This is a genomic window from Terrilactibacillus tamarindi, from assembly GCF_009718825.1.
GTDB lineage: Bacteria > Bacillota > Bacilli > Bacillales > Sporolactobacillaceae > Terrilactibacillus > Terrilactibacillus tamarindi.
The window spans coordinates 126,011-148,565 of record NZ_WNHB01000001.1 but is presented as its reverse complement, the minus strand read 5'-3'; the positions used below and the strand labels follow the sequence as shown (position 1 = coordinate 148,565).

At 36.7% G+C, this 22,555-nt stretch carries 24 protein-coding genes and 1 riboswitch; of the genes, 6 read left to right on the top strand and 18 right to left on the bottom strand.

The window, feature by feature from the left end:
* Nucleotides 1–102: 102 nt before the first annotated feature.
* The 6 genes from GMB86_RS00695 to GMB86_RS00670 all read right to left on the bottom strand — a co-directional run bounded on the left by GMB86_RS00695 (nucleotide 103) and on the right by GMB86_RS00670 (nucleotide 3,894).
* Complete coding sequence (locus GMB86_RS00695) at nucleotides 103–939, bottom strand: sulfurtransferase (RefSeq protein ID WP_196220081.1); 837 nt, start codon at nucleotides 937–939, stop codon at nucleotides 103–105.
* Nucleotides 940–973: 34 nt separating this feature from the next.
* Nucleotides 974–1,264, bottom strand: coding sequence for a thiamine-binding protein (locus tag GMB86_RS00690; protein ID WP_155215790.1), 291 nt, complete (start codon nucleotides 1,262–1,264; stop codon nucleotides 974–976).
* Nucleotides 1,265–1,422: 158 nt separating this feature from the next.
* Nucleotides 1,423–1,857, bottom strand: coding sequence for a peptidylprolyl isomerase (locus GMB86_RS00685; protein WP_141189043.1), 435 nt, complete (start codon nucleotides 1,855–1,857; stop codon nucleotides 1,423–1,425).
* 84 nt (nucleotides 1,858–1,941) lie between these two features.
* On the bottom strand, nucleotides 1,942–2,598 hold the full coding sequence (locus tag GMB86_RS00680; protein WP_268987274.1) for a deoxynucleoside kinase: 657 nt from the start codon (nucleotides 2,596–2,598) through the stop codon (nucleotides 1,942–1,944).
* A gap of 151 nt (nucleotides 2,599–2,749) precedes the next feature.
* Entirely contained in the window at nucleotides 2,750–3,196 is a 447-nt protein-coding gene (locus GMB86_RS00675; RefSeq protein ID WP_155215788.1) for a Dps family protein, read from the bottom strand.
* A gap of 77 nt (nucleotides 3,197–3,273) precedes the next feature.
* Nucleotides 3,274–3,894, bottom strand: a complete 621-nt coding sequence (locus GMB86_RS00670) for a phosphatase PAP2 family protein (RefSeq protein ID WP_155215786.1) — start codon at nucleotides 3,892–3,894, stop codon at nucleotides 3,274–3,276.
* A gap of 139 nt (nucleotides 3,895–4,033) precedes the next feature.
* On the opposite strand from GMB86_RS00670, the gene GMB86_RS00665 reads away from it, so the two are divergent.
* Nucleotides 4,034–4,477 carry an OsmC family protein gene (locus GMB86_RS00665; protein WP_155215784.1) on the top strand — a complete coding sequence of 148 codons (444 nt, stop codon included), beginning with the start codon at nucleotides 4,034–4,036 and terminating at the stop codon, nucleotides 4,475–4,477.
* Between the two features lie 58 nt (nucleotides 4,478–4,535).
* On the opposite strand, the gene GMB86_RS00660 is transcribed toward GMB86_RS00665, so the two are convergent.
* Nucleotides 4,536–4,841, bottom strand: coding sequence for a DUF948 domain-containing protein (locus tag GMB86_RS00660; RefSeq protein WP_155215782.1), 306 nt, complete (start codon nucleotides 4,839–4,841; stop codon nucleotides 4,536–4,538).
* Between the two features lie 253 nt (nucleotides 4,842–5,094).
* On the opposite strand from GMB86_RS00660, the gene fabL reads away from it, so the two are divergent.
* Complete coding sequence (gene fabL, locus GMB86_RS00655) at nucleotides 5,095–5,850, top strand: enoyl-[acyl-carrier-protein] reductase FabL (RefSeq protein WP_155215780.1); 756 nt, start codon at nucleotides 5,095–5,097, stop codon at nucleotides 5,848–5,850.
* A 706-nt stretch (nucleotides 5,851–6,556) separates the two neighbouring features.
* On the opposite strand, the gene GMB86_RS00650 is transcribed toward fabL, so the two are convergent.
* Nucleotides 6,557–7,102 carry an NUDIX hydrolase gene (locus GMB86_RS00650; RefSeq protein WP_155215778.1) on the bottom strand — a complete coding sequence of 182 codons (546 nt, stop codon included), beginning with the start codon at nucleotides 7,100–7,102 and terminating at the stop codon, nucleotides 6,557–6,559.
* Nucleotides 7,103–7,274: 172 nt separating this feature from the next.
* Between GMB86_RS00650 and GMB86_RS00645 the strand changes: the two genes are divergently transcribed.
* Entirely contained in the window at nucleotides 7,275–7,523 is a 249-nt protein-coding gene (locus GMB86_RS00645; RefSeq protein WP_155215776.1) for a hypothetical protein, read from the top strand.
* Between the two features lie 115 nt (nucleotides 7,524–7,638).
* On the opposite strand, the gene GMB86_RS00640 is transcribed toward GMB86_RS00645, so the two are convergent.
* The 5 genes from GMB86_RS00640 to GMB86_RS00620 form a co-directional block, all read right to left on the bottom strand.
* A complete protein-coding gene (locus tag GMB86_RS00640; protein WP_155215975.1) occupies nucleotides 7,639–9,117 on the bottom strand; it encodes an o-succinylbenzoate--CoA ligase in 1,479 nt (492 codons plus the stop codon).
* 199 nt (nucleotides 9,118–9,316) lie between these two features.
* Nucleotides 9,317–10,135 carry a 1,4-dihydroxy-2-naphthoyl-CoA synthase gene (menB, locus tag GMB86_RS00635; protein ID WP_155215774.1) on the bottom strand — a complete coding sequence of 273 codons (819 nt, stop codon included), beginning with the start codon at nucleotides 10,133–10,135 and terminating at the stop codon, nucleotides 9,317–9,319.
* On the bottom strand, nucleotides 10,132–11,025 hold the full coding sequence (menH, locus tag GMB86_RS00630; protein WP_155215772.1) for a 2-succinyl-6-hydroxy-2,4-cyclohexadiene-1-carboxylate synthase: 894 nt from the start codon (nucleotides 11,023–11,025) through the stop codon (nucleotides 10,132–10,134). Before menH ends, menB begins: the two co-directional genes overlap by 4 nt.
* Nucleotides 11,022–12,770, bottom strand: a complete 1,749-nt coding sequence (menD, locus tag GMB86_RS00625) for a 2-succinyl-5-enolpyruvyl-6-hydroxy-3-cyclohexene-1-carboxylic-acid synthase (RefSeq protein ID WP_155215770.1) — start codon at nucleotides 12,768–12,770, stop codon at nucleotides 11,022–11,024. The genes menH and menD overlap by 4 nt, the downstream gene beginning before the upstream one ends.
* Nucleotides 12,763–14,160, bottom strand: a complete 1,398-nt coding sequence (locus GMB86_RS00620) for an isochorismate synthase (protein ID WP_196220080.1) — start codon at nucleotides 14,158–14,160, stop codon at nucleotides 12,763–12,765. The genes menD and GMB86_RS00620 overlap by 8 nt, the downstream gene beginning before the upstream one ends.
* A 699-nt stretch (nucleotides 14,161–14,859) precedes the next feature.
* On the opposite strand from GMB86_RS00620, the gene GMB86_RS00615 reads away from it, so the two are divergent.
* Together GMB86_RS00615 and GMB86_RS00610 are read left to right on the top strand one after the other, a co-directional pair.
* Complete coding sequence (locus tag GMB86_RS00615; RefSeq protein ID WP_155215766.1) at nucleotides 14,860–15,771, top strand: 1,4-dihydroxy-2-naphthoate polyprenyltransferase; 912 nt, start codon at nucleotides 14,860–14,862, stop codon at nucleotides 15,769–15,771.
* A 50-nt stretch (nucleotides 15,772–15,821) separates the two neighbouring features.
* Nucleotides 15,822–15,950: riboswitch (FMN riboswitch) on the top strand.
* 163 nt (nucleotides 15,951–16,113) lie between these two features.
* Entirely contained in the window at nucleotides 16,114–16,719 is a 606-nt protein-coding gene (locus GMB86_RS00610) for an ECF transporter S component (RefSeq protein WP_155215764.1), read from the top strand.
* 70 nt (nucleotides 16,720–16,789) lie between these two features.
* Here the strand turns inward: GMB86_RS00610 and GMB86_RS00605 are convergent, their stop codons facing one another.
* Both GMB86_RS00605 and GMB86_RS00600 read right to left on the bottom strand, forming a co-directional pair.
* The gene (locus GMB86_RS00605; RefSeq protein ID WP_155215762.1) at nucleotides 16,790–16,879 is read right to left on the bottom strand and encodes a YjcZ family sporulation protein; all 90 of its coding nucleotides are present in this window, start codon (nucleotides 16,877–16,879) and stop codon (nucleotides 16,790–16,792) included.
* Between the two features lie 156 nt (nucleotides 16,880–17,035).
* A complete protein-coding gene (locus GMB86_RS00600; protein WP_155215761.1) occupies nucleotides 17,036–17,551 on the bottom strand; it encodes an acyl-CoA thioesterase in 516 nt (171 codons plus the stop codon).
* Nucleotides 17,552–17,778: 227 nt separating this feature from the next.
* Between GMB86_RS00600 and GMB86_RS00595 the strand changes: the two genes are divergently transcribed.
* Nucleotides 17,779–18,660, top strand: coding sequence for a 3D domain-containing protein (locus GMB86_RS00595; RefSeq protein WP_155215759.1), 882 nt, complete (start codon nucleotides 17,779–17,781; stop codon nucleotides 18,658–18,660).
* 354 nt (nucleotides 18,661–19,014) lie between these two features.
* Here the strand turns inward: GMB86_RS00595 and GMB86_RS00590 are convergent, their stop codons facing one another.
* From GMB86_RS00590 to GMB86_RS00580, 3 genes are all read right to left on the bottom strand, one after another.
* Nucleotides 19,015–20,106, bottom strand: a complete 1,092-nt coding sequence (locus GMB86_RS00590) for a D-alanine--D-alanine ligase (protein WP_155215757.1) — start codon at nucleotides 20,104–20,106, stop codon at nucleotides 19,015–19,017.
* Nucleotides 20,107–20,179: 73 nt separating this feature from the next.
* Nucleotides 20,180–20,860: a ribose-5-phosphate isomerase RpiA gene (rpiA, locus tag GMB86_RS00585; RefSeq protein ID WP_155215755.1), complete on the bottom strand. Its 681-nt coding sequence runs from the start codon at nucleotides 20,858–20,860 to the stop codon at nucleotides 20,180–20,182.
* A 425-nt stretch (nucleotides 20,861–21,285) separates the two neighbouring features.
* On the bottom strand, nucleotides 21,286–22,548 hold the full coding sequence (locus GMB86_RS00580; protein WP_230458938.1) for a M48 family metallopeptidase: 1,263 nt from the start codon (nucleotides 22,546–22,548) through the stop codon (nucleotides 21,286–21,288).
* Between the last annotated feature and the right edge of the window lie 7 nt (nucleotides 22,549–22,555).

Sequence of the window (22,555 nt, the reverse complement as noted above, 5' to 3'; positions counted from 1 at the left end):
TTAAATTTTTCCAGATTAGACATTCCTTAAGTGCATCTTTATCCACGGACAAAAGTTAAAAGCCATGGCATTAATAGGCCATGGCTTCTTTAGTAGATTGTTTTATTCTTCCGTTTGGATTGGATTATTTTCATAGGATATCCAATCACTCCAACTCCCGCTATAAAGTTTGATATTCTCTATTCCAGCTTCTCTCATAGCGATAATATTTCCACATGCCGTAACTCCTGAGCCGCAATAGACAACAATTTGATCCTTCTGTTTTAATGGCTCAAACCTGCTTTTCAGTTCTTCCGCTGTTTTCCATCTACCTTGCTCAGAACGATTATCTTTCCAGAACCAATTCACGGCTCCAGGGATGTGTCCAGCTTTCTTATCCACGGTTTCTACCTTACCTGAAAATCGTTCAGGTGCTCGTGAATCTATAAGTATTGTCTCTCCTTTTGATACGTCTAAGGCTTTAACATCGGACATCGTTAAAACCCAATCCCGATGAATGTGTGGGATAAAATGAGTTTCTTTTGTTACTGGTATTTCCTGTTCAATAGGATAGCCCTTTTCTTTCCATGTAGTAAATCCCTCGTCCATAATTTGAACGTTAGGATGGCCATAGTATTGAAGAAGCCACCATAAATGGGCTGCCATTGCACCGTCTTGATCATCGTAAGCTATGACCGTTTTTGTTTCATCTATGCCGCTCTTGCCAAGCTTTTTGACAAATTCTTCTTCATCCGGTAAGGGGTGCCGACCTCCATGCTCAGCTACTTTAGCAGATAAATCCTTTTCGAGATCAAAGAAAATCGCTCCAGGCAAGTGTCCTTGCATGTAGTGATATCGTCCTTCATCTGGCTTTTGCAAATTAAAACGACAATCAACTAAGACAACCTTTTCATGACCTAATCGACGATTAACCTGATCCATACTAATAATTGAATTCAATCGCGAAACACCTCACTTGGTCATTTACTGAGAATCATGCACGGTATTTTCCAATTTTATCTTCAATGGTAGTGCCTTGTGGTACGTTTATGATTTTAACATTGGTGATGACACTCTCAGCACCTGCATCAAGACACGCTTGTTGCGCTTTCTTAACGATGTCAATCAAATGATCGAGTTCACCTTCCATCACAGTCTCCAGAGGGCCAACTTCATACTTTACACCTGATTCTTGAACCACTTCAATGGCCTTATCAACCAATTCATACATATTGTCTTCTTTGGTAAAAGGAAGCACTTGAAAACCTACATTGATTGTTGACATGACGATTCCCCATTTCTTATGTAGTAAATAAAAAACATGAATATCCTGAGTCTATTTTTATCATACCTATGTCTTAAAGGTATGTCTAATGTTATATAGCTTCTCACTTTAGAAAGACAAAAGTCACCTCATCCTCGAGGTGACTTTTTGCCTTTCACTTATTCTTCCCAAACTTTTACTTCTTTCATAACATCGCCATTTTTCATTTTCAATACGGTGTCAATGCCACTTGTCACTTGGCCAAAAACAGTATGAATACCGTCTAGATGAGGTTGTGGCTCATGAACGATAAAGAATTGGCTTGAACCTGTGTCTTTACCGGCGTGCGCCATAGATAGAGCCCCTTGCTGGTGTTTATGTGGATTGTTTAATGTTTCACATTTAATCGTATATCCTGCTCCGCCAGTGCCGTTTCCATTAGGATCTCCGCCTTGACTTACGAACCCTGGAATCACTCGGTGAAAAGTTAATCCATTATAGAAACCACTATTGGCTAATTTTTCAAAATTGGCTACTGTGTTTGGTGCTTCTTCTGGGAAAAAATCAATTTTAATTTCTTCTCCATTTTCCATTGTAATTTGACCTTTTTTCATCAATGTATCCTCCTACAAATCTAATCTTGTTCGCCCTATTTTATCATAACTCAGTCTGATGTCCCAATTTCTACCCTCTTAATTTTAATCATCATTATTTTTAATGGCCCTTAATTTAGCATTCACGGTCTTAATTAAATGCTGTGCATCTTCCGGATTATTTATGATATCGATTTGATCCATATCAATAACTAAGGCATCCGATGCCTGGTAATGATAATATAACCAATCATCGTAGCCTTCCCACAATTTTTTATAGTAATCAATTAATGCGGCATCCTGCTCATAGTCCCTGCCTCTTAAATTAATCCGTTTAATAACAGTTTCAAAAGAACCCTTAAGATATATCATCAGATCAGGTGCTTTTTTGGGCAGCCCATCTATTTCCCCTAACATATTATGTAAAAGGTCTTCATAAATTTGAAATTCAAGATCTGAGATTTTCCCTAGATCTTTGTTTACTTTGGCAAAATACCAATCTTCATAGATGGAACGATCCAAGATACTACAAGGATGGTGACTCGCTTTTTTTATACTATCGAACCTTGAATTTAAGAACCATAATTGCAATAAAAATGGATAGCGATTGGCTTGAACCGTATCCACCGTCTCCGAATAAAACAACGGTAAAATAGGATTATCATCAACAGACTCGTAAAAAACTGGACTGTTCAAAGCGTTTCCAAGTAATGTCGATACTGATGTCTTACCTAATCCTATCATTCCACCTACAACAATCAATGTATTAACCCCTCTTCATTATTCTTAGGCATTTTTCAGTATACCTTATGAAGTCAAGTTATGACATGGACTGAGAACTTAAAGTGGAATTGAATTTACAATCTTTAAAAAAAGTGGATACGCATAATGGTATCCACTAAGTTAATTTAACCTATTCTTTAGCAAGAATGGCTCTAAGCATCCAAACATGCTTTTCATACTTTCCTTGAAGTGTGATTAACATGTCAATCGTTGGTTCATCGTGTGCATGTTCGAGTGATTCGATGCCGTCTTTTATTTCTTGAATGAGCTGTTCATAATCCTTTTTTAATCGAGTCAGAATTTCTTCTTCATGACTTTCTGTTTGAGCTTCTTCTAAAGTCGCTATATCTAGAAATTTAGACATCGTGGCAACAGGGATACATTCGATCGATAAAATTCTTTCTGCAACAGTATCTAAGTCTTCAGCTACTTCATTGTATAACTCTTCAAATTTTGCATGCAAAGCAAAAAAATGTGGTCCTTGAATCAGCCAATGATATCGATGTAATTTCACATACATGACGTGAAGATTTGCTAATAATTGATTAAGAAAAGGTCTTGCTTCTTTATTTTCCATTTTGATCCACCTTTGCAAATGTAATTCAACATTTCTAGTGTGGATCGGTATCGATGATTTTATCCATAGAGTATGATCTACGTTGTTTTCTTTAATAAGTTTCGATTAACCATCAAATACATGATTAGTGAAACAATCATACCACTGACACAATATCCAGCTATAACGTCGCTTAAATAATGGACATTCAAAACGAGTCGACTCAATCCGACTAAACAGACAAATGTGAAACCGATAATAAGAATGGTAACACGGAGCCATTGAGATTTAATAAATAAGACGATAATGAGTGTTAATAATCCATATACTGACATGGCGTTCATCGCATGTCCACTTGGGAAACTATAACTCGATGCCAATTCATAATGATGTAATGTAGGTCTGACTCTTTGAATACTATTTTTCAATACGATATTAATGAATTTTTCTAACAAAAAACAAATGACCCAAAGTACCATTACTTTAGGTTTTTTTACGATTAACAAGAAAATGGAGACACCAATTAACACAAATGGAAGAATATGTGCTGAAGAAAGGTATGATATCCATTTAAAAAAAGTCAAGCTTGGTGGTGTACGAAATATCTCTAATTTGGTTAAAATAAAAAGATCAAATTGGTTAAACCAGACTGTTTTTGTTAGAAATAGAAGGATAATAAAGAAAAGGAAAAGAAAAATAAGAAGATATGAAGTTCTCATAAATGGTTTCCTCTGATTCACATCTACAAATCCTTTCTGTTGATTGAAATATTTATGTATCCATTTAAAATAGATTTATGGTGTATGCTAAAATTTATTATTACTCTATTAAAATTATTAGGATAAAAGGAGCAGATGTATGACTTCATTTACATTTCATGCAAAGGGATCCTGGCACGGTAGTTGGACCGGTCAAGGTGAAATTCATACACAAGGATTTCATGAGAAGATTGCAATCGACAAATCCATGAATGGACTTGGAATGGGTACAAATCCCGATGAATTACTCTTAAGTGCTTTATGTTCTTGTTACATGATGACTCTTGGTATTCGACTTAATCATGATAATATACCCTATGAAAACATTCAAATAAACTCAAAAGGCATTGTGAAGAAAAAAGATGGCTTACATTTTGAAAAGATTGAGCTCTATCCAGTTCTTATACTAAAAGAGAAACCAACAGAACAATTCGAAAAAGATCTTTATGAAATGATGTACCATGCTGAGTTTGACTGTATGATAGCAAAAGCCTTAAAAAATAATGTAACTATTTCAATCAATCCGGAAGTAACTCATATTTAATTCTAAAAACGCTTGGTCTAACCAAACGTTTTTTATCTCTTCAAATTATTTAGCCGTATTAATCATGAATACGAACAACATCTTTTAATTTGTTTTTCACATCATTTGCTGACTTTTTTGCTTCTATTATAGTTGATTGTACCATGTATTTTTTATTGGCCACATCTTGTTGTATTTTGTCTAAATTTTTATTTAATACTACCTTTTCTTTTGCAATTTCTTCTGTTCTTTCTCTTACTTTTTCAGTAATTTTCGATGCATCTGCAAGTGTCCCCTTTAATTTCTTACCTGTTCGAATAGCGGAAATAACAAATAGAATAATGGCAATGACAACAAGTGCAAGGCTTAAATAGACTATAATCATTTGAACGACCTCCATTAATAAACTCGTATATGTATAGCTTACCTTAATATACCCATTTTATCTATTTTACATGCTTTTTTTCTCATAGATAGCAATGAGAAAATTAGGTTTTATACATCATTCATAAGAGTAGACAGAACTATATACTCGTTCCTGGATAAGGCCGATAGAGTCTTTATTAACCTTTATTGTTGTATGCCGTCCGTATTATTTGCTATACTGTTCAAGCAAACATACGTGAGGTGAACAAATTATGAGTCAAAAAGTTGCTCTGATTACTGGTGGAACTCGTGGTATTGGGAAAGCCATTGCTGAAAAATTTGCCCAAGACGGTTATCATCTTGTTCTTAACTATATGAGAAAACGTTCGGTAGCAGAAGAAACTAAAACTTACTTTGAAGAAAAATATAACATTAAAGTACATACAGTTAAAGCTAATATTGGTGAGGTAGCTCAAATTAAGAGCCTATTTCAATCCATTAAAGAAACCTTTGGTCGATTGGATGTTTTTATTAGTAATGCGGCTTCAGGAGTACAGCGAAAAGTGATGGATATTGAAGAAAGCCATTGGGACTGGACACAAAATATTAATGCAAAAGCCTATTTATTTGCCGCACAAGAAGCTGCAAAATTAATGGAACTTAATGGAGGAGGAAAAATCGTTGCTCTTTCAAGCCTAGGTTCCATTCGTGCTCTCCCAAATTATGTTGTTGTAGGAGTCTCAAAAGCGGCTGTTGAAGCGATTACCCGCTATTTAGCTGTAGAACTTGCACCAAAAAGAATTGTTGTAAATGCTGTTTCTGGCGGAGCTGTTGACACAGATGCGTTAAAGCATTTTCCAAATCGTGACGAACTTCTCGAAAAAGCCGCCTCTCGAAATCCAGCCGGCAGAATTGTACAACCTGAAGATCTTGCTAACACGGTTCACTTCCTATGCTCGGAAGATGCTTCCATGATACGTGGCCAAACTATTATCGTTGATGGAGGACTTTCTCTGCTTGCCGATTAATCATTAAATTTAAAAAGTTTGGCTTTCACTATATCCTAGTCGAAAGTCGTCAATCTTTTCACAATACAAAAGAGGGTGGATGGCCTTGGCTTTCCATCCTTTTTTGTTAAAAAATCTCTCATAATGACTAAGGTCTAAGGTCATTATCCTTTTGCAAATCCCATATAAAGTGAAACTTCCATCGGTGGGGGGTTCTTCATCCCCCACCGATGGAAAGCCTGAACCAATAGGACCTTTACGGGCAGTTGATCCCCTACCTATCTTCTTTGAATACTCAGAATCTTGAGGTGGGGGGTCTTTACTTGCCGTTAAAGCGGGATAAACGGAGATAAGCTATTCGAAAAAATTAATAAAAATTTTACATTATAAATTCAATATTGTGATATATGTACTATAATAAAATGAAATTATCTCTAATATAAATTCAAGTAACATAAATTTGTTTGATAATGGAGTGGCACGGATATGTTAACCCACACAAATTTACTTATTTACCTGATTGGATTTATTATTCTAATATCAGGACTTTATATATTTATAAAACGAAATCATTTCTATCACTCACTCTCACATTATCAACCTCAAAAAATCAAGTCGTTGATTTCCTTGATGAGTATCATCACGACCATCATTGGATTTTTTACTATTATTGCTCCTTTAATGACTTTTTGCATAGGAATAGATTATTGGGTTCTTTATGCTTTCCTTATTTTAGTGAGTTTACTTTTGATTGTGCGTTCACTTTTAACTTAGTAGAAAGTAACGAAGAAATTTCAGATTCCGTTAGAGCTGTACATACATAATCTTTTAATTCATCATCATTAAAATAACAGTGATAATTAAGAAGATCGTTCTCATTTAAAATATGGGATAAAAACAAACGTATGGTGGGAACGACACCTAAATTTTCATCATTTAACAACCATTCAGGCGATTTAAAATCGAGTATCCCTTCACGCGTTTTAAGTGGTGTCGTGATCACTTGCTCTTCCTTTAAATTAACAAGAAAAAGATACATACCGCCATGATCCTTCCCGTTAACCGTCCAAGATACGGTTCCTTTAAAGATAGGCTTTACTGAATCAATTCCTGTCTCCTCTTTTATTTCTCTCTTTACAGACTGTATAGGTGTTTCACCTTCTTCAAGTTTTCCACCAACACCGTTCCAACATCCTTGCCAAGGAGATTTTTGACGGTTCAACATGAAAATTCTGTGATCATAGGTTAGGAATGCTAAAGTATATTGATACATCTTCTAATCCCCTTTTTTAAAATGGCTAGATAAACAAGCAAGGGAATTCTTCTCCCCTTAATGATCTAATGGTTCGCTATATTATATAAATGATGACCATGGTAGGATCAACCAAACCGTTTCAGGCTATACTTAGTAATAGCACTAAAACGTGATGGAGGATTGATTTAGAATGCCAAAGGAAAGAAAATTAGCTTCTATTTTTTGTTTGTTAAGTGGTGCATCAATGCTGACCGGAATTTGCTTAAAGAATTTTCTACCTGTTGCGTTAATTTGGGGTTATGCTTTAGGTATTATATTTTTATGTTTTGCGACAGTCTACGTCTTTATTGATAATGCCAATGTACCAGATGATGACCAAGAGGAAGATAAAAAGAATAAAACAACTAAGACAAATAATAATACAAATCAACCATCTTAATTGAATGACCCTAATTCCTATCGGATTGTAAGCCTGACCCGATCGGGCTTATACGGCAGTTAGTATCCCCATCTAGGAATGTGCTTTAACACTCATGACCTTAAGGTGGGGGGTCTTACTTGCCGTTAATGTGGGATAATAGATCATATAACTTACGTCTCAATAACTTATTAGATGCATTACGAGGAAGTTTAGATATGGCATGAAATTGTTTTGGAACTTTATAGCTTGCTAAATATTTTTTACAGAAATTTTGTATTTCATCTAAAGTTTCCTCAGAATTTTTAAGTTTCACAAAAGCTACTGGGACTTGTCCCCATTTTGAGTCTTCTATACCAATGACACCTGCTTCTTCAATATTAGGATGCCTTAATAACAAAGCTTCTATTTCAGCAGGATAAATATTTTCTCCACCTGATATGATCAGATCCTTTCTCCGATCTAGGACATACACAAACCCATCATGATCCTTATAACCAATATCCCCAGTAAATAGCCATCCATCTTTTAAGACTTCTTCTGTTGCTTTTTCATTCTTTAGGTATCCAATCGTAACATTTGGACCTTTTACGACAATTTCTCCTTCTTCCATTGGCAATGCTTCGCGTCTGTCCTTTATAATTTTACACTCAGTTGGAAACAATGATTTTCCTGCAGAACCTAATTTACTTACCATATATTCAGGTGATAGAGTAATAATTTGTGAGGCCGACTCGGTTAATCCATAGGTTTGGTAAACTGGAATCCCCTTCTCATGGCATTTCTCGAGAATCACTTTCGGAGCATGGCCACCTCCCAAGAGAACACACCGTAAACTTTTCGAGTATGATTCCTCGCCAAGATGATCAAGCATGCGGATCAGCATCGTTGTCACAACTGATATCGCTGTAATGTCTTCTTTTTGCAACGATAGATTAATTTTACTTGCATCAAAGGAGCTAAATAATCGAACCGTCATGCCGTAGATCACATTTTTCATTAAGATTGAAAGACCACTAACGTGAAATAGTGGAACACAGCATAACCATTTATCATTCGTGTCAAGTCCCAAATTCAGTACGGATCCAATGGCGCTCCACCAATGATTGCCATACGTTAGAAGAACCCCTTTCGGATGTCCGGTTGTTCCTGACGTATAAATAATGGTATGTATTTGGCTTAAGTCTAGATATTCCTTTAATTCTGCCGTTTTGTTTTCTTTTACTTTCGTCAATAAGTCCAGTGAAAGATACGATATTGACGGTAAGAGACGTTGAATTTGTTCCCCCATTTGATCATGGGCTGGATCTCCAATTAAAAGATGGACGTCTGCATCTTGACATTGCCAAGACCATTCATCGAGCGTTAACCTCGTATTTAACGGGACCGAGATTGCCCCAATATAGGAAAAAGCATGGTACATCCGAACAAAATCAAGGGTATTATTAAATAATAAAGCGACTCGTTGTCCCTCTTGTACACCATATGAAATCAATTTCATTGCCAGGGACTTGACTTGATTATCAAGTTCAAGAAAAGTCACCTTTTCATCATCAGTTACATACGCAATACGATTGGGCGTTAAATGAGCACGCTGCTTAAGCCAATGAGGCATGATTCTCTCTTCCACATTGAATATCTCCTTATGCTTTACTTCTCACTTAAGTTTCTATTCAAATAAAGAAATGAGCTGCTCATGTCTTCCGAGCAGCTCTCTATTTCAAGTGAGATCGATTTAAAAAATTTATTAAAGATCCTAGAAACCTGCAAAATCTAAAATTAGTTTACTTAATACCTAATTTAAGGCATTCAAGTCAAGGGAATCTTGGGAATTTATCAAAGTCTGGATCACGTTTCTCTTTGAAAGCATCTCTGCCTTCTTTTGCTTCATCCGTCGTATAATACAATAATGTGGCATCTCCGCCCAATTGTTGAAGGCCTGCTAAACCATCTGTATCAGCATTAAATGATGCTTTTAGGAAACGGATAGCTGTTGAACTTTTTGATAAAATTTCCTTACACCATTTTACCGTTTCTTCTTCAAGCTGCTCTAACGGAACAACCGTATTAACGAGCCCCATATCTAAGGCTTCCTGTGCATTATATTGTCTGCACAAAAACCAAATTTCTCTTGCTTTTTTATGACCGACAATCCGAGCTAAGTAACCCGCTCCGTAACCAGCGTCAAAGCTTCCTACTTTAGGTCCAGTTTGTCCAAAAATAGCGTTATCTGCAGCGATCGTCAAATCACTGACGACATGAAGAACATGTCCTCCCCCAATCGCATACCCAGCAACCATAGCAATAACTGGTTTTGGAATCGTGCGCATGAGGCGTTGTAAATCTAACACATTTAGACGTGGAATGTTATCGTCTCCGACATACCCACCATTACCTCTAATTTTTTGATCACCACCAGAACAAAATGCTTTACCTCCTGCTCCAGTTAAAATGATGACGCCAATACTTGAATCATCACGTGCTCTAGAAAAAGCATCAATCATTTCCATGACCGTTTTAGGAGTAAATGCATTGTGTACGTGTGGGCGATTGATCGTAATCTTAGCAATGCCTTCATAAGTTTCAAATATAATCTCGTCATATGTACGTACCGATTTCCATTCAAAAGTCATTTTATATCCTCACTTTCTAATTCAGTAAACATTTTTTTACTGTTCTTATTCTCCTGTCCTGTGTTGCCCTTAATTTCATTATAGAAACGATCGTAGACAAGTCGACTAAACAAACTGGGTACTTCAATATGAACAGCATGGCCTACATTCTTCATACTAAACCATTTTGTATTTGGAAGCATCTCATACATCTTCCGATTAATATTCATAAATTTTGAGTCTAATGTTCCTGTAACTAAAAACAAATGATGTATTTTAGGAAGATAAGGCCAGAGATTGACCTGCTGTCCTGTGCCCATCCCCATTAAGCTTAAAGAAAGCCTACCACCTTGTTGAGAGCATCTCTCTTTTCTAATCTTAAGCTGTGCTCTGTTTGAAAGTCTCTTTTGAGTATGAAACAAGGGTATATTTTCCCAAAAATCAACAAACGATTCAATCGATTCTTTTTGCAATCTAACCGCTAATTGATGATCCGATTTCCGGCGTTTTTCACGTTCAGATTCACTGTCTAACCCAGGTGAACTACTTTCTAGTAGAACATGATCAACTCTATGTGGATAAGCGTACTTCAAATATAAAGCAAGTCTTCCCCCCATAGAATAACCTACAATATGGGTTGTTGAGACTTCTAATTTGTCTAAAAGTCGAATAATTGATGCAGCCTCGTGATCCATCGCATAATAACTCACATCGTCTGGTGATATGGTTTCACCATGTCCAACTATGTCAATTTGAATCGTATAAAACCGCTTTGACCATTGGTCTATAAAAGGTTGCCATGTCTCCATCGTTCCTGTAAATCCATGTAAAAGAAGTAGTGGGGGGTGGGATTTATCTCCATGGATGTTAACAGCATGTTGAACGCCCATATTTTCAATAAATTGAATCATAGCATGAGTCTCGCTTTGATCAGGTCTTTGATGTCATCCCACAGCTTCCTATGGATGGCTGTATTTTCTTGTCGATTTGTTCGAATCTCAATCACTTTAAGACCTTCTGCCCTGTTCGCTGCTTGAAGTTCTTTCCTAAATGCTTCCCAAGTCGTTGGATTTGAGTACCGTCCATTATACATCCGAACGGCATACTCGAGTTCAAGGTCGGTTGACGTACCAAACAAGGCTTCAAAACGATCAGATTCTTTAGCTTGAGGTAAAAATGAAAATATACCTCCTCCATTATTATTCACTACGACAATGGTAATATCAATATTATAACATTTACTCATCAGTAAACCATTCATGTCATGGTAAAATGATAGATCACCAATCACTAGGGTTAAGGATGGTCTTATAGTTGCAGCTCCAAGAGCCGTTGATATGACACCATCAATTCCATTTGCTCCGCGATTAGCCATTGGATGTATCTTTTTTTCTTGTGATATAAAGAACGTATCTAAATCGCGTACCGGCATGCTATTACCTACAAAAAGGGTCGTTCCAGGATGTGCTTCGTTTAGGACCTCAACAAAGACTTGTCCTTCAAACCAATGCTCATCTTCTGAGTAATCTTCTACTCTTTTTTGGATATCCCGATTAATATCGATCCATTCAGATAGCCAGTGTTCATTTCTTGTCATCTGCAAGGTTGATGTCAGAAGTTGACAGAAAGAGATTGGACTCATACCTATCATCTGTGTCGACAAATGGGTTGGATCACGAAAGCTCCCTTTTTCATCAACGACAAGATAGGTTTTTGGCTCGACCTTTGTTAAATAGTTCAAGAAAGATTTCGATACAGGCATCGCTCCAAAACGGATAACACCGTCCGATGCCAATAAGTCAGGTATACTTGGTTCTCTGAAGATCGCATCATACATATCAATGATCTGTGTTTTATCATGGTCACCTGATCTCATTCCAGATAAAGGATCTGCTAAAATGGGAAATCCACATTGTTGGGCAAACGCATTGATATGTGGTATCGCCTCTTCATTCGTCATCGGTCCTACAACAATCAAACCTTTTTTAATGGATTGAATTTCATGTAACAGAGAGAACAACTGGTGTTCTAGTATACTCCCTTGTTCATTTTCATAATAAAATGGTGAGGCATTAGAATGAACCTTAGTCCAAAGATTATCCATATCTAGAGAAGGAATCAAAGGCTCCTCAAATGGAAAGTTTAAATGAACCGGCCCTTTTGGTGAAGCAGCCGATACTGAATAAGCACGTCTAGCCGTCTTACGAACAAACTGTAATGTATGCTTCTCATCAGACTGTGGAGGCATTTCTTTAAACCACTTCACCTGATCACCATATAGTTTAATTTGGTCTATAGCTTGAGGTGCCCCAACATCTCGGAGGTGGTGCGGGCGATCAGCTGTTAATACGATTAACGGGACCCCGGCAAGTTTTGCTTCTACGATGGCTGGATAATAATTTGCGGCTGCCGTACCCGATGTACATAAGATAGCAACAGGTTCCATGCAAGCTTTTGCCATTCCAAGTGCAAAAAAACCAGCAGATCTCTCATCTACATTCATCCAGACCTTAATATTCGGACAGTTATCAAAAAGCATCGTTAAAGGCGTCGAACGAGAACCGGGACTAACGACAATGTGTCTCAATCCAGAAAGGGCTAACTCATCAATAAATGCCGCACAAAATCTTGTAAGTTTTTCTTGATGCCTAGTCATGTGAACCTCCTAATGCAGAAAAAATAGGTTTAAATTTTGCTCTCGTCTCGATTAACTCCTCCGTTACCGTTGAATCTCCAACGAGCCCACATCCAGCAAATAACCATGCTGTTGAATTTTCGATTAAACCTGAACGTATAGCAACGATGTACTCGCCATCATCTTGTTCATCCATCCAACCTATTGGGGCGCCGTACCAGCCACGATCAGCAACTTCTAGTTCTCTGATCCATTGAAGGGATTCTTTTTGTGGATATCCTCCTAAAGCAGGAGTTGGATGCAAAGCCTGAACAAGTTCAAGAATGGTCTTATCTTCTTTTAGTTTTCCCGAAATCGGCGTACATAAATGCTGAACTTGTCCTGCTTTAAGAACAGATGGATTTTGAGGAACTAACAGTGATTGACAAAAGCGACTTAGAACTTGAGAGATCATATTGACCACCCATTGGTGTTCTTGTAAGTTTTTTTGATCACGACGCAGAAATTCAGCCTTCTCTTTATCTTCTTTTTCTGTTTTACCCCGTGTTGTCGTCCCTGCCAAACACATTGATCGAATGTCATGCCCCTGTTTTTTTACAAGTCTTTCTGGCGAGGCGCCAAGAAACGTTGATTCACCCATTGTAAAAGCAAAGACATAATGACTTGCTTGATCGTCAGTCAATGCTTTTAGAATAGCTACTATGTCATAAGGGACTTGACGATCTACACGCATTGTTCGAGATAAAACAATTTTCTGCATTAAGCCCGACTGAATAATATCGATAGCCTTTTTAACACTTATCTTCCACTCATTTAGATATTCCTCCGTTGGGGTTAACTTCCCTTCATAAGCAGATGTTGTTAGACTTTTTTGAGATTTATTTAGAAGTTGTATGCGTTCAGTTAGACGGTTAAATTCTTCATCCGGTTTCTTATCCTTCGTCATTAAACAATTTATCGTCAAAATACTTTTATTTTCCTTTGTTCTAGTCAGTAAAATTTCAGGCAGGATAAAGGTAGCATCCCCAAACGAATGCCATTTTGGAGATGTTTTTTGATTATCTGGATCAAAAGAGAAACCACCGAATAACAATGGTCCACCTGACAAGCCTTGATCCCATTTTTCGATTATTGCATCATTAAATAGTTTCTTTTTTTGATCAGCAATAGAAGAAACACGAGTTTCTCCTTCCGCTGCTAATTTTAAGGCATAACCTAAACCAACACGTTCAATGCCATCTGGATCTGACCAGTATAAGCGCTGCTCTCTATTCCATTTTTCTCCTATACGAAAGATATCGATGGCATCAAATGAATCAAATTCTCTTGTATAGCTAACAAGAATTGACTTTTTTAATTGCTCTTGCTTTAAGCATCCTTTAGCCAAAAGGTCGAATAGTAACGCATCCATTATCAACAAACTCAAATCCTTCTTTATTTATTCATGACTTACGTAAGTCAATGATTTTCGATAACTTTGATTAAGGTACGTTATCAATATAACATCATTTTCCCTAGCACTTAAGCACTTAGAAACTATTCTTTAGGTTACACCTGTTTATTTTCAAGTGTCAATGAAACTGTTTAAGAGGTCGTTCAAAAAGTCACCAAATGATAAGCGGCGAATCTCGGGCGCCCGCCAAGAGGATCTTCAACTAAAATCGCTCACGTCCTGTGGCGGGCGCCTAAAGCCACCACATCCTGTGGAAGGCGGGTCCTCATGTAGAAAAGCCTACATTCCGGTCCTCAAAACTGCGCCGCTCTTACCTTCTTGCTTCTAATTTGTCGCCATTTTGAACACATATTATAGGAGGTCGTTCAAAAAGCACTTTAAGAATAAACAAGAACAATGTCAAAATATTGATAAATAATTGTCAAAAAGTTGACACTTACCATCCGTTTTTTTAAACTGAAAGTAAGGATCCATATATTAAGGGGAAAGTCTTTTACATCGATCAAAAATGTTATGGGATAATAGTATGAGTCATATCTCCGGATTAACTTGTCATACGGCTGGTTATGAAAAAAACAATTAGAATTACTTAGCTTTTCTATTATTTCATAAATGCCATGTGTAGATACAGAGACTATTTTTTAGGAGAGAAAACAGATGAGTGATCACTTAAAGAAAAATACAGGTTTTAAAAAGTGGTGGACCATGTTACGTCCTCATACGCTAACTGCATCCTTCGTACCGGTGACATTAGGAACTGCCATAGCCCTTCCTATAGGAAGAGTCCATTTACCGCTATTTTTGGCTATGTTAATAGCCTCGATGTTTATACAAATTGCAACGAACTTATTTAATGAATATTTTGATTTTAAACGGGGTCTTGATTCACATGAGTCAGTTGGTATTGGTGGTTCTATCGTTCGTGATGGATTCAAGCCTAAAACCATACTTCATCTAGCCTATGCTTTCTGTTTCGTTAGTGCTCTTATTGGTATCTATATTTGTATAGCGAGTAATTGGTGGATTGCCGTTATTGGGACTATTTGTATGCTCACAGGATATTTTTACTCAGCTGGTCCATACCCAATTGCCTATACACCATTTGGCGAACTTGCGTCTGGTCTATTTATGGGTGTTTTTATAATCCTTATCTCTTTTTTTATTCAAACAAATACCATTACCGTTGATAGTATTTTAATTTCTGTTCCAATTGGACTGCTCGTTGGTGGTATAAATATGGCAAACAACATTCGTGATTTAGATCGAGATAGAGAGAAAGGACGATTAACACTACCTATCTTAATCGGTAGAAAAAAAGCCATTAGTTTATTGGCTGGCCTCTTCATTATTTCCTATTTGTGGATTATTGGATTGATGCTACTTCAAGTTGAATCAGTATGGACATTGGTTGTATTTGCAAGTTTGCCAAAAGCCTACAAAGCGACAAAACTCTTCCGAGGTAAAACAAAGTCCATTCAGCTTATGCCAGCAATGAAAGCCACGGCGCAAATGCAAACGGCTTTTGGATTCTTACTTTCATTAGGCATCGTCTTAGATCATTTTATTTAAATGCTAAGCAATAATATTGTCTTTAATGTATACTAATAATAATTTAATAGACGTTCCTTCAGGGCAGGGTGAAATTCCCGACCGGCGGTGTTGAGTATCGACTCTAAGTCCGCGAGCTTTCGAGCAGATCTGGTTAGATTCCAGAACCGACAGTACAGTCTGGATGGGAGAAGGATGATGCGATGTTTATTTTAATTGAATGTCTTCTATTTTCAAGCATTCATATTATTAAACATGCCTTAAATCCATAACTAATGCCCAAGATAGCTATCTTGGGCATTTTTGTATCATAATCATTCGCATCATCAGGACCTAATTATAATAACAACATGGGGTGATCTGATGAAAAACACATCTTTGAAAAAAATGATTTTTATGGCCTTACTCTCAACAATCGGTTATTTAATGATGACTATAGCTTTTCCATTACCTTTACTACCTGTTTTTTTGACATTAGATTTTAGTGATATACCTGCTCTTATTGGAACCATTTTATTTGGTCCGGTTAGTGGAATTGTCATCGAAGGAATTAAGAACCTGATTCACTATATCTTAAATGGTACACCAACCGTTGTTCCCGTTGGAGAAGTAGCGAATTTCGTTACGGGATCGATTCTCATTGTTGTATTTAACTTGATATTCAAAAAGAGTAGAACCACTCGCTCCTTGACCATTGGTATGTTATTTGGAACCATATTAATGACTATTCTCATGACCATAGCGAACTACTACATTATTTTTCCAAGTTATGCTTTATTTCTAGGGTTAAGTATCGATAGTGCGGTGGCAATGGCCCATTCTGCCAACCATACCATTCATAATTTATTTACATTAGTCATACTTGGTGTTGCTCCATTTAATATTGTTAAGGGTATGATACTAACCATCATTATGATTCCGTTATATATTCGATTGAAATCGTATTTCAAAACTTATGCAATCAAGTGATTCAAACATAAAAATGTTATTGAATTAAAAAGGCCACTCATAATAGAGTGGTCTTTAAATATATTAGTTTTTAATATACGTACGCCGTACCAACAATAACCAACAAAATGAAGAGTACAACGATTAACGCAAATCCGTTTGCTCCACTTGGATAACCCATATCGTCAATCGCTCCTTTATCAATATTGTTGAGACCCTATAAAGCATCTCACACTACATCATATGTTATATGTATGAAATGTTGTGTACAGTTGCCCATTTACCCTCAAATGGTCCTTTCTTTTCTATGTTTGCAGGAATATTAGAGAATATCAACCTAATCTTCCCAAGGTGATTTGAGCGTTAATACTTCGTGAAATTCTCGTCTCTCATGTCTTCTTAATTTCCGATGTTCAAACCGTTTTGGCGCCGTTTCATAAAGCCACTTCTCCTCTTCTGTTTCCGGAACGACTTGGGGTACCGGTGATGGTTTTCCTTCCTCATCTACTGCGACAAAAGTTAGAAATGAGGTTGTACATAGTTTTTTTTCACCAGTAATGAGATCTTCTCCAGTAACTTTCACAAATATTTCCATTGAAGTTCTCTTCGTATAGGTCACAAAAGCTTCTAAACATACCGCTGATCCTGCATTAATTGGATGAATAAAATCCACAGAGTCCGTTGAAGCTGTAACAACAAGCTGCCTCGCATGTCTAGTCGCTGCAACAGCTGCAATGTCATCAATGTACATCATTAATTTTCCACCAAATAAAGTGCCGTGATTGTTTGTATCTGTTGGTAAGACATGTGACGATGTCACAGATCTAGATTGACTAACTTTCTTAACTTCCAATGCCTACACCCCTTGAAAATGATTTTCATTAATCCTAGTATACTAGTTTTTGCAAAACGAAATCCATTAAGACAACTTAAAACTTCTATTACTTACCAATATTACAATTAAGAAAAAGTTTGTTATTAAGATGTCATTTTACTAATACACGCTCGTTATCTTGTAACGTTAAAATAGGTCCCATGGCTTACTAATTTTCTCCTGGCTCATAAAGGAGTTTTACTAATATGAATAGATTTATTAGATTTATCATGATCGCTATCGTTATGGTTGGGTTTAGTGTTCTTTCTCCACACCTATCGAAAGCAGAAGTCAACGAACACAAATTCATTCAAAAACGCTTTAGTCAAAACATAGATACGATTCAAAATATTCTTCAAGGTGAAGGCTATTTAATTTATCCTGATACTACTGGGTTTGCTGGACCACATACCATCAAGTCAATCAAAGCCTTTCAACAAGATCACCATTTATTTCCCGCACAAGAGGAAAAAATCATGGACATGTCATTGAAAAATTATCTTAAAACAGAAGAAATTTTGGATGACCGTCACAAATCTATTATTACCAAAGTACAGAGAAAACTATCTACTTTAGGTTACTCCAATAAACTTCCAAGCGGTAATTTAGACGAAGAGACAAGAAAGGCGATATCAAGCTTCCAAGCAAAAAACCAACTTCAGGATGATGGAGAAGTTGATTTATTAACTGAAATTACATTGTTCTCACATAAAGCCCTACCTAATCATAAAGTCAAACAGTCAAAGCATGTTGATAAAAAGCCATCTCATCATGTATCCTCAAAAAAACCGAGCCAGAAGAAACAAACACTGACTGTAAAAAGTACAGGTTATACAGCAAATGATCCTGGTTGTATTGGGATTACAAAAACAGGGTTAAACTTAAAAGAAAATCCAAATGCCAAAGTCATTGCTGTAGATCCATCCATCATTCCTCTAGGGACAAAGGTATACGTTCCTGGTTATGGAACAGCGATTGCCGCAGATACTGGCGGAGCGATTGATGGACATCATATAGATATTCTATTTAATGAAAAATCTGATGCTCTCAATTGGGGTGTCAAAGAAATTACAGTAACAATCCTATAAGTTTGTGTTCAAAAAGGTGACAAATCAGAAGCAAGAAGATCAAGGCGGCGCAGTTTGGAGGACCGGAATGTAGGTTTTTGCTACATGAGGACCGGAAAAACTAGCCAACGCCGAGATTCGCAGCTTATCATTTGGTGACTTTTTGAACATCCTCTATAAGTATTTAAAGAGGGTGCCTTTAAAAAAGGCACCCTCTTCATTATAGGAGGCATGACATGGTGTGTAACAAAAATGAATTAACAGCGAGAAGGAAAAGACTACTCGTGAACAACTTCATTTCATTGTCCACATTAATACTATATTCATTTCGCTCTATTTGGTAAAAGACATGCGTGGAGAAATTGAAAATAAGTCTTAATCCTCAAGTCGAAAGCGAAGCGTTTGTTTCTCTTGGTGACGATCAATACCTAACTGAATTAACTTCTCAATGAGTTTATCATAAGGTAGCCCTGTATGTTTCCATAATAATGGGAACATGCTAAAGGGTGTAAAACCTGGTAACGTATTAACTTCATTCACCATGACTTTATGATCAGACTCTTGGATAAAGACATCAACTCTCGCTAACCCTTTGCAATTTAACACTTTAAAAACTTTTTTGGCAGTTGTTTTCAACTCAATGAGAACATCTTCAGGTAAATCAGCTGGAATGATCATACGACTCTTACCATCTTGATATTTCGATTGATAATCATAGAAAGTTCCAGTTGTTTGAATTTCGCCTGGTACCGAAACTTCAAGCTCATCATTGCCAATAACGCCGATCTCAACTTCACGACCCACGATTTTTTCTTCAACAATGACTTTTGTATCATATCTAAGAGCTTCATCAACAGCTTTAACGATCGTACTTTCATCTAAGCATTGAGATATACCTACACTTGAACCTAAATTCGCTGGCTTTACAAAATTGGGAAATCCAATCTTCTCTTCTATCATTTTAATCATTTCATCTTGGTTATTAGTCCATTCATATTTTGTAACCGACACATAATGTGGCCCTTGAATACCATGAGCTGCAAAAATGTCTTTCATGATGACTTTATCCATACCAGCGGCTGAACCCATAACACCCGAACCTACATATGCGATGTTTAATAACTCAAGCATACCTTGAACCGTTCCATCCTCTCCATTTGTCCCATGAAGCAAAGGGAACACGATGTCAGGTGTTTGCGAAGAAGATGGATCAGATGTTGGAGTTAACCAGAGTGCTGGACTTACTTTTGCTTGTGGTTCATCCAATAATAATTGATCTTTATAAGCTATTTTTTCAAGTATTTCATGACCTTGTATCCATTTACCGTTATTCGTTATGTGAATGGGCAGAACACGAAATTTATTTAAATCAATCGCATTAATCGCTGAGAATGCGGTCTGGATCGAAATGTCATACTCCGCTGACTTTCCCCCATATAATACAGCGACTGTTTTTTTATTAGCCATGATTTGTCTCTCCCCGTCAGATTTATGTTCTATAGATTATTCGTGATATTCGTTATTGTTGTAGCTTTTTCTTTTATTTTTTAAAAATTTTAACGCCATTATTTTCAGCTAATAGAACTTCATCGGTCATGCCAATGAATAATCCGTTCTCCACAACTCCTGGGATTTGGTTCAGGCGGAAAGATAATGATTTAGCATCCTCAATCGGTCCGGTTAAGCAATCAACAATATAATGGCCACTATCCGTAATGAATAACACGTCATCCATCATTCTTAATTCTGGAGTCAACCCAATTTCTTCAATTTGTCTCATCGTATGTTGGTGACCAAATGGTAATATTTCAATCGGAAGTGGGAAAGTCCCTAATTTTGAAACAAACTTGCTACTATCAGCAATCCAAATATTGCGGTTTGATGCTTTAGCAACGATCTTTTCGTACAATAAAGCCCCGCCTCCACCTTTTATACCAGTAAAATTCACATCAAATTCATCAACACCATCAATCGTAAGATCCACTTGCTTGACTTCATTAAGATCAAACACAGGGATATTTAACGACTGGGCTAGTTTCGTCGTTCTATTGGAAGTCGATACAGTGGTAATATGTAAATTCTCCTCTTGAATTTTCTTTCCAAGACGTTGAACCATATAAGCAATGGTAGTTCCTGTACCTAAGCCGACAATCATACCATCTTCTACAAAATCTGCCGCTCGCTCTCCCACCATCTTCTTCTCATATGCTTTGACGTTCATTAAACTCGCTCCTTATTCAGTCTTCACACTTTAGTTCCTTCTCTTTTTTGTGGTTAGTAAGTTGATATCTTCATATTCATGAATTAATTTTAGTTACATCTGTATATCCGTTTGTTTTTCAGTGGAAAAGAGATACAACCGATACTTATCCAATTCCCTCTTTAAAGGTCGGTATATTGCTTGTTAAGCTAGATCTTACTTTTGGTCATCACATCTATTAGTTTATCACAATCGACAGAAAAGGAGAGAACATTTTTTGATGGAATTTAGGTTCGAACTTCCGTTTAATGAACAATAATAATTATCCATATATCATAAATAGGTCACTAATAATAATGGTATATTGAAAAGGGAGATTTAGGGCAAGTTGAGGCTCATATGGATACCTATGAGCCTAAAGAAATGGGCGTTTTTACAAATAAAAATTACTTGTTTTTCGTCTTCATATGTTCTAAATATTCAATTCTTTCGAGCATTGTCGGATGATCGTAAAGCATAAATTTGACTAAGGCAGGAGGATTTATTTCATCCAGTCCAGATACTGCCAATTTTTGAAACGATGTAATACCTGCTTCAGGATCCTTCGTTAACTGAACAGCATACCTATCTGCTGAGTGCTCGACATATCTCGATATCGTATTTTCAATAGGTCCACCTATAAACGAAAGAAGAGAAAATAATAATAGAAGGACAGGAAGTGAGGCTATGTCTCCTGGATGATTGATTCCCACTTTATAACCAAAGCGACTTACTACCCACAATAAACCCTTAGCACCTATATATAAACCAATAAGGATAAAAATGATCGATCCGACCATCCCCCAAAAGAGGTGATGCTTCACATAGTGTCCCATTTCATGAGCCATGATAAATAAGACTTCTCGATGATCCAATCGGTGGACGGTTGTATCCCATAAAACAATTCGTAAATTTGAACCGATACCGTTAACATAAGCATTCATTGCATTTGTTTTTTTAGACATATCCACTTCATAGACATTATGGGCTGGAATACCTGCCCGATCAGCTAGCTGAAGTATTTCACTTTTCAATTTACCGTCCTGGAGATTTCCAAAGTGATTATACAATGGATCAATTACAACAGGCTGAATAAACATTAAGAAAATGACAAAAGGAATCGATACTAACCATACTGGAAGCCACCAACGCTTCGGATTTCTTCGAATAAACCAGTATACGACCGTCATAGCCGCGAATGATATTAACCAATTCACCCAAAAGGAGGTTAATTGATCTTTAAACCAGCTTGAAAAGGGTTGAACAGAGATACCAAAATGAATCGATACCATATGTGCTCCTATATCAATAGGAAGGACCACGATCCACGCGATAAGGGATAATGTTAGAAAGTAGATGAGCATTTGAATGACGTATAAACGCGAAACACTTTCCGAACGTTTTTTCAGCCACTTTGAAAGTCCAAATATCAATACAAAAAGATAAATACCCCAATCTAATGGTATAGATATGAAATAAATAAAGTTTTGTATTTGGCTGTAAATTTGACTTTGTTGTAATTGATCTTTCGTCATAAATATCGAAGGATCCGCAGCTGTCCCTTTGACCGTTACCGGAATGCTTTGATGTGACCAAAAAAAGAAATAAACAACCATTAGACCAACATATACAAGGTAAATACCGATGAACCAACCTGCTATTTTTTTCAATGATGTT

What these genes read in the sequence shown, in the direction of transcription:
- GMB86_RS00595 (WP_155215759.1), top strand. Translation starts at nt 17,779, where the DNA reads ATGAATAGATTTATTAGATTTATCATGATCGCTATCGTTATGGTTGGG.
- menH (WP_155215772.1), bottom strand. Translation starts at nt 11,025, where the DNA reads ATGATTCAATTTATTGAAAATATGGGCGTTCAACATGCTGTTAACATC.
- GMB86_RS00640 (WP_155215975.1), bottom strand. Translation starts at nt 9,117, where the DNA reads ATGCCTCATTGGCTTAAGCAGCGTGCTCATTTAACGCCCAATCGTATT.
- GMB86_RS00675 (WP_155215788.1), bottom strand. Translation starts at nt 3,196, where the DNA reads ATGGAAAATAAAGAAGCAAGACCTTTTCTTAATCAATTATTAGCAAAT.
- GMB86_RS00670 (WP_155215786.1), bottom strand. Translation starts at nt 3,894, where the DNA reads ATGAGAACTTCATATCTTCTTATTTTTCTTTTCCTTTTCTTTATTATC.
- GMB86_RS00660 (WP_155215782.1), bottom strand. Translation starts at nt 4,841, where the DNA reads ATGATTATAGTCTATTTAAGCCTTGCACTTGTTGTCATTGCCATTATT.
- menD (WP_155215770.1), bottom strand. Translation starts at nt 12,770, where the DNA reads ATGACTAGGCATCAAGAAAAACTTACAAGATTTTGTGCGGCATTTATT.
- rpiA (WP_155215755.1), bottom strand. Translation starts at nt 20,860, where the DNA reads ATGAACGTCAAAGCATATGAGAAGAAGATGGTGGGAGAGCGAGCGGCA.
- GMB86_RS00620 (WP_196220080.1), bottom strand. Translation starts at nt 14,160, where the DNA reads ATGGATGCGTTACTATTCGACCTTTTGGCTAAAGGATGCTTAAAGCAA.
- fabL (WP_155215780.1), top strand. Translation starts at nt 5,095, where the DNA reads ATGAGTCAAAAAGTTGCTCTGATTACTGGTGGAACTCGTGGTATTGGG.
- GMB86_RS00685 (WP_141189043.1), bottom strand. Translation starts at nt 1,857, where the DNA reads ATGAAAAAAGGTCAAATTACAATGGAAAATGGAGAAGAAATTAAAATT.
- GMB86_RS00690 (WP_155215790.1), bottom strand. Translation starts at nt 1,264, where the DNA reads ATGTCAACAATCAATGTAGGTTTTCAAGTGCTTCCTTTTACCAAAGAA.
- GMB86_RS00645 (WP_155215776.1), top strand. Translation starts at nt 7,275, where the DNA reads ATGCCAAAGGAAAGAAAATTAGCTTCTATTTTTTGTTTGTTAAGTGGT.
- GMB86_RS00610 (WP_155215764.1), top strand. Translation starts at nt 16,114, where the DNA reads ATGAAAAACACATCTTTGAAAAAAATGATTTTTATGGCCTTACTCTCA.
- GMB86_RS00590 (WP_155215757.1), bottom strand. Translation starts at nt 20,106, where the DNA reads ATGGCTAATAAAAAAACAGTCGCTGTATTATATGGGGGAAAGTCAGCG.
- GMB86_RS00650 (WP_155215778.1), bottom strand. Translation starts at nt 7,102, where the DNA reads ATGTATCAATATACTTTAGCATTCCTAACCTATGATCACAGAATTTTC.
- GMB86_RS00605 (WP_155215762.1), bottom strand. Translation starts at nt 16,879, where the DNA reads ATGGGTTATCCAAGTGGAGCAAACGGATTTGCGTTAATCGTTGTACTC.
- menB (WP_155215774.1), bottom strand. Translation starts at nt 10,135, where the DNA reads ATGACTTTTGAATGGAAATCGGTACGTACATATGACGAGATTATATTT.
- GMB86_RS00665 (WP_155215784.1), top strand. Translation starts at nt 4,034, where the DNA reads ATGACTTCATTTACATTTCATGCAAAGGGATCCTGGCACGGTAGTTGG.
- GMB86_RS00615 (WP_155215766.1), top strand. Translation starts at nt 14,860, where the DNA reads ATGAGTGATCACTTAAAGAAAAATACAGGTTTTAAAAAGTGGTGGACC.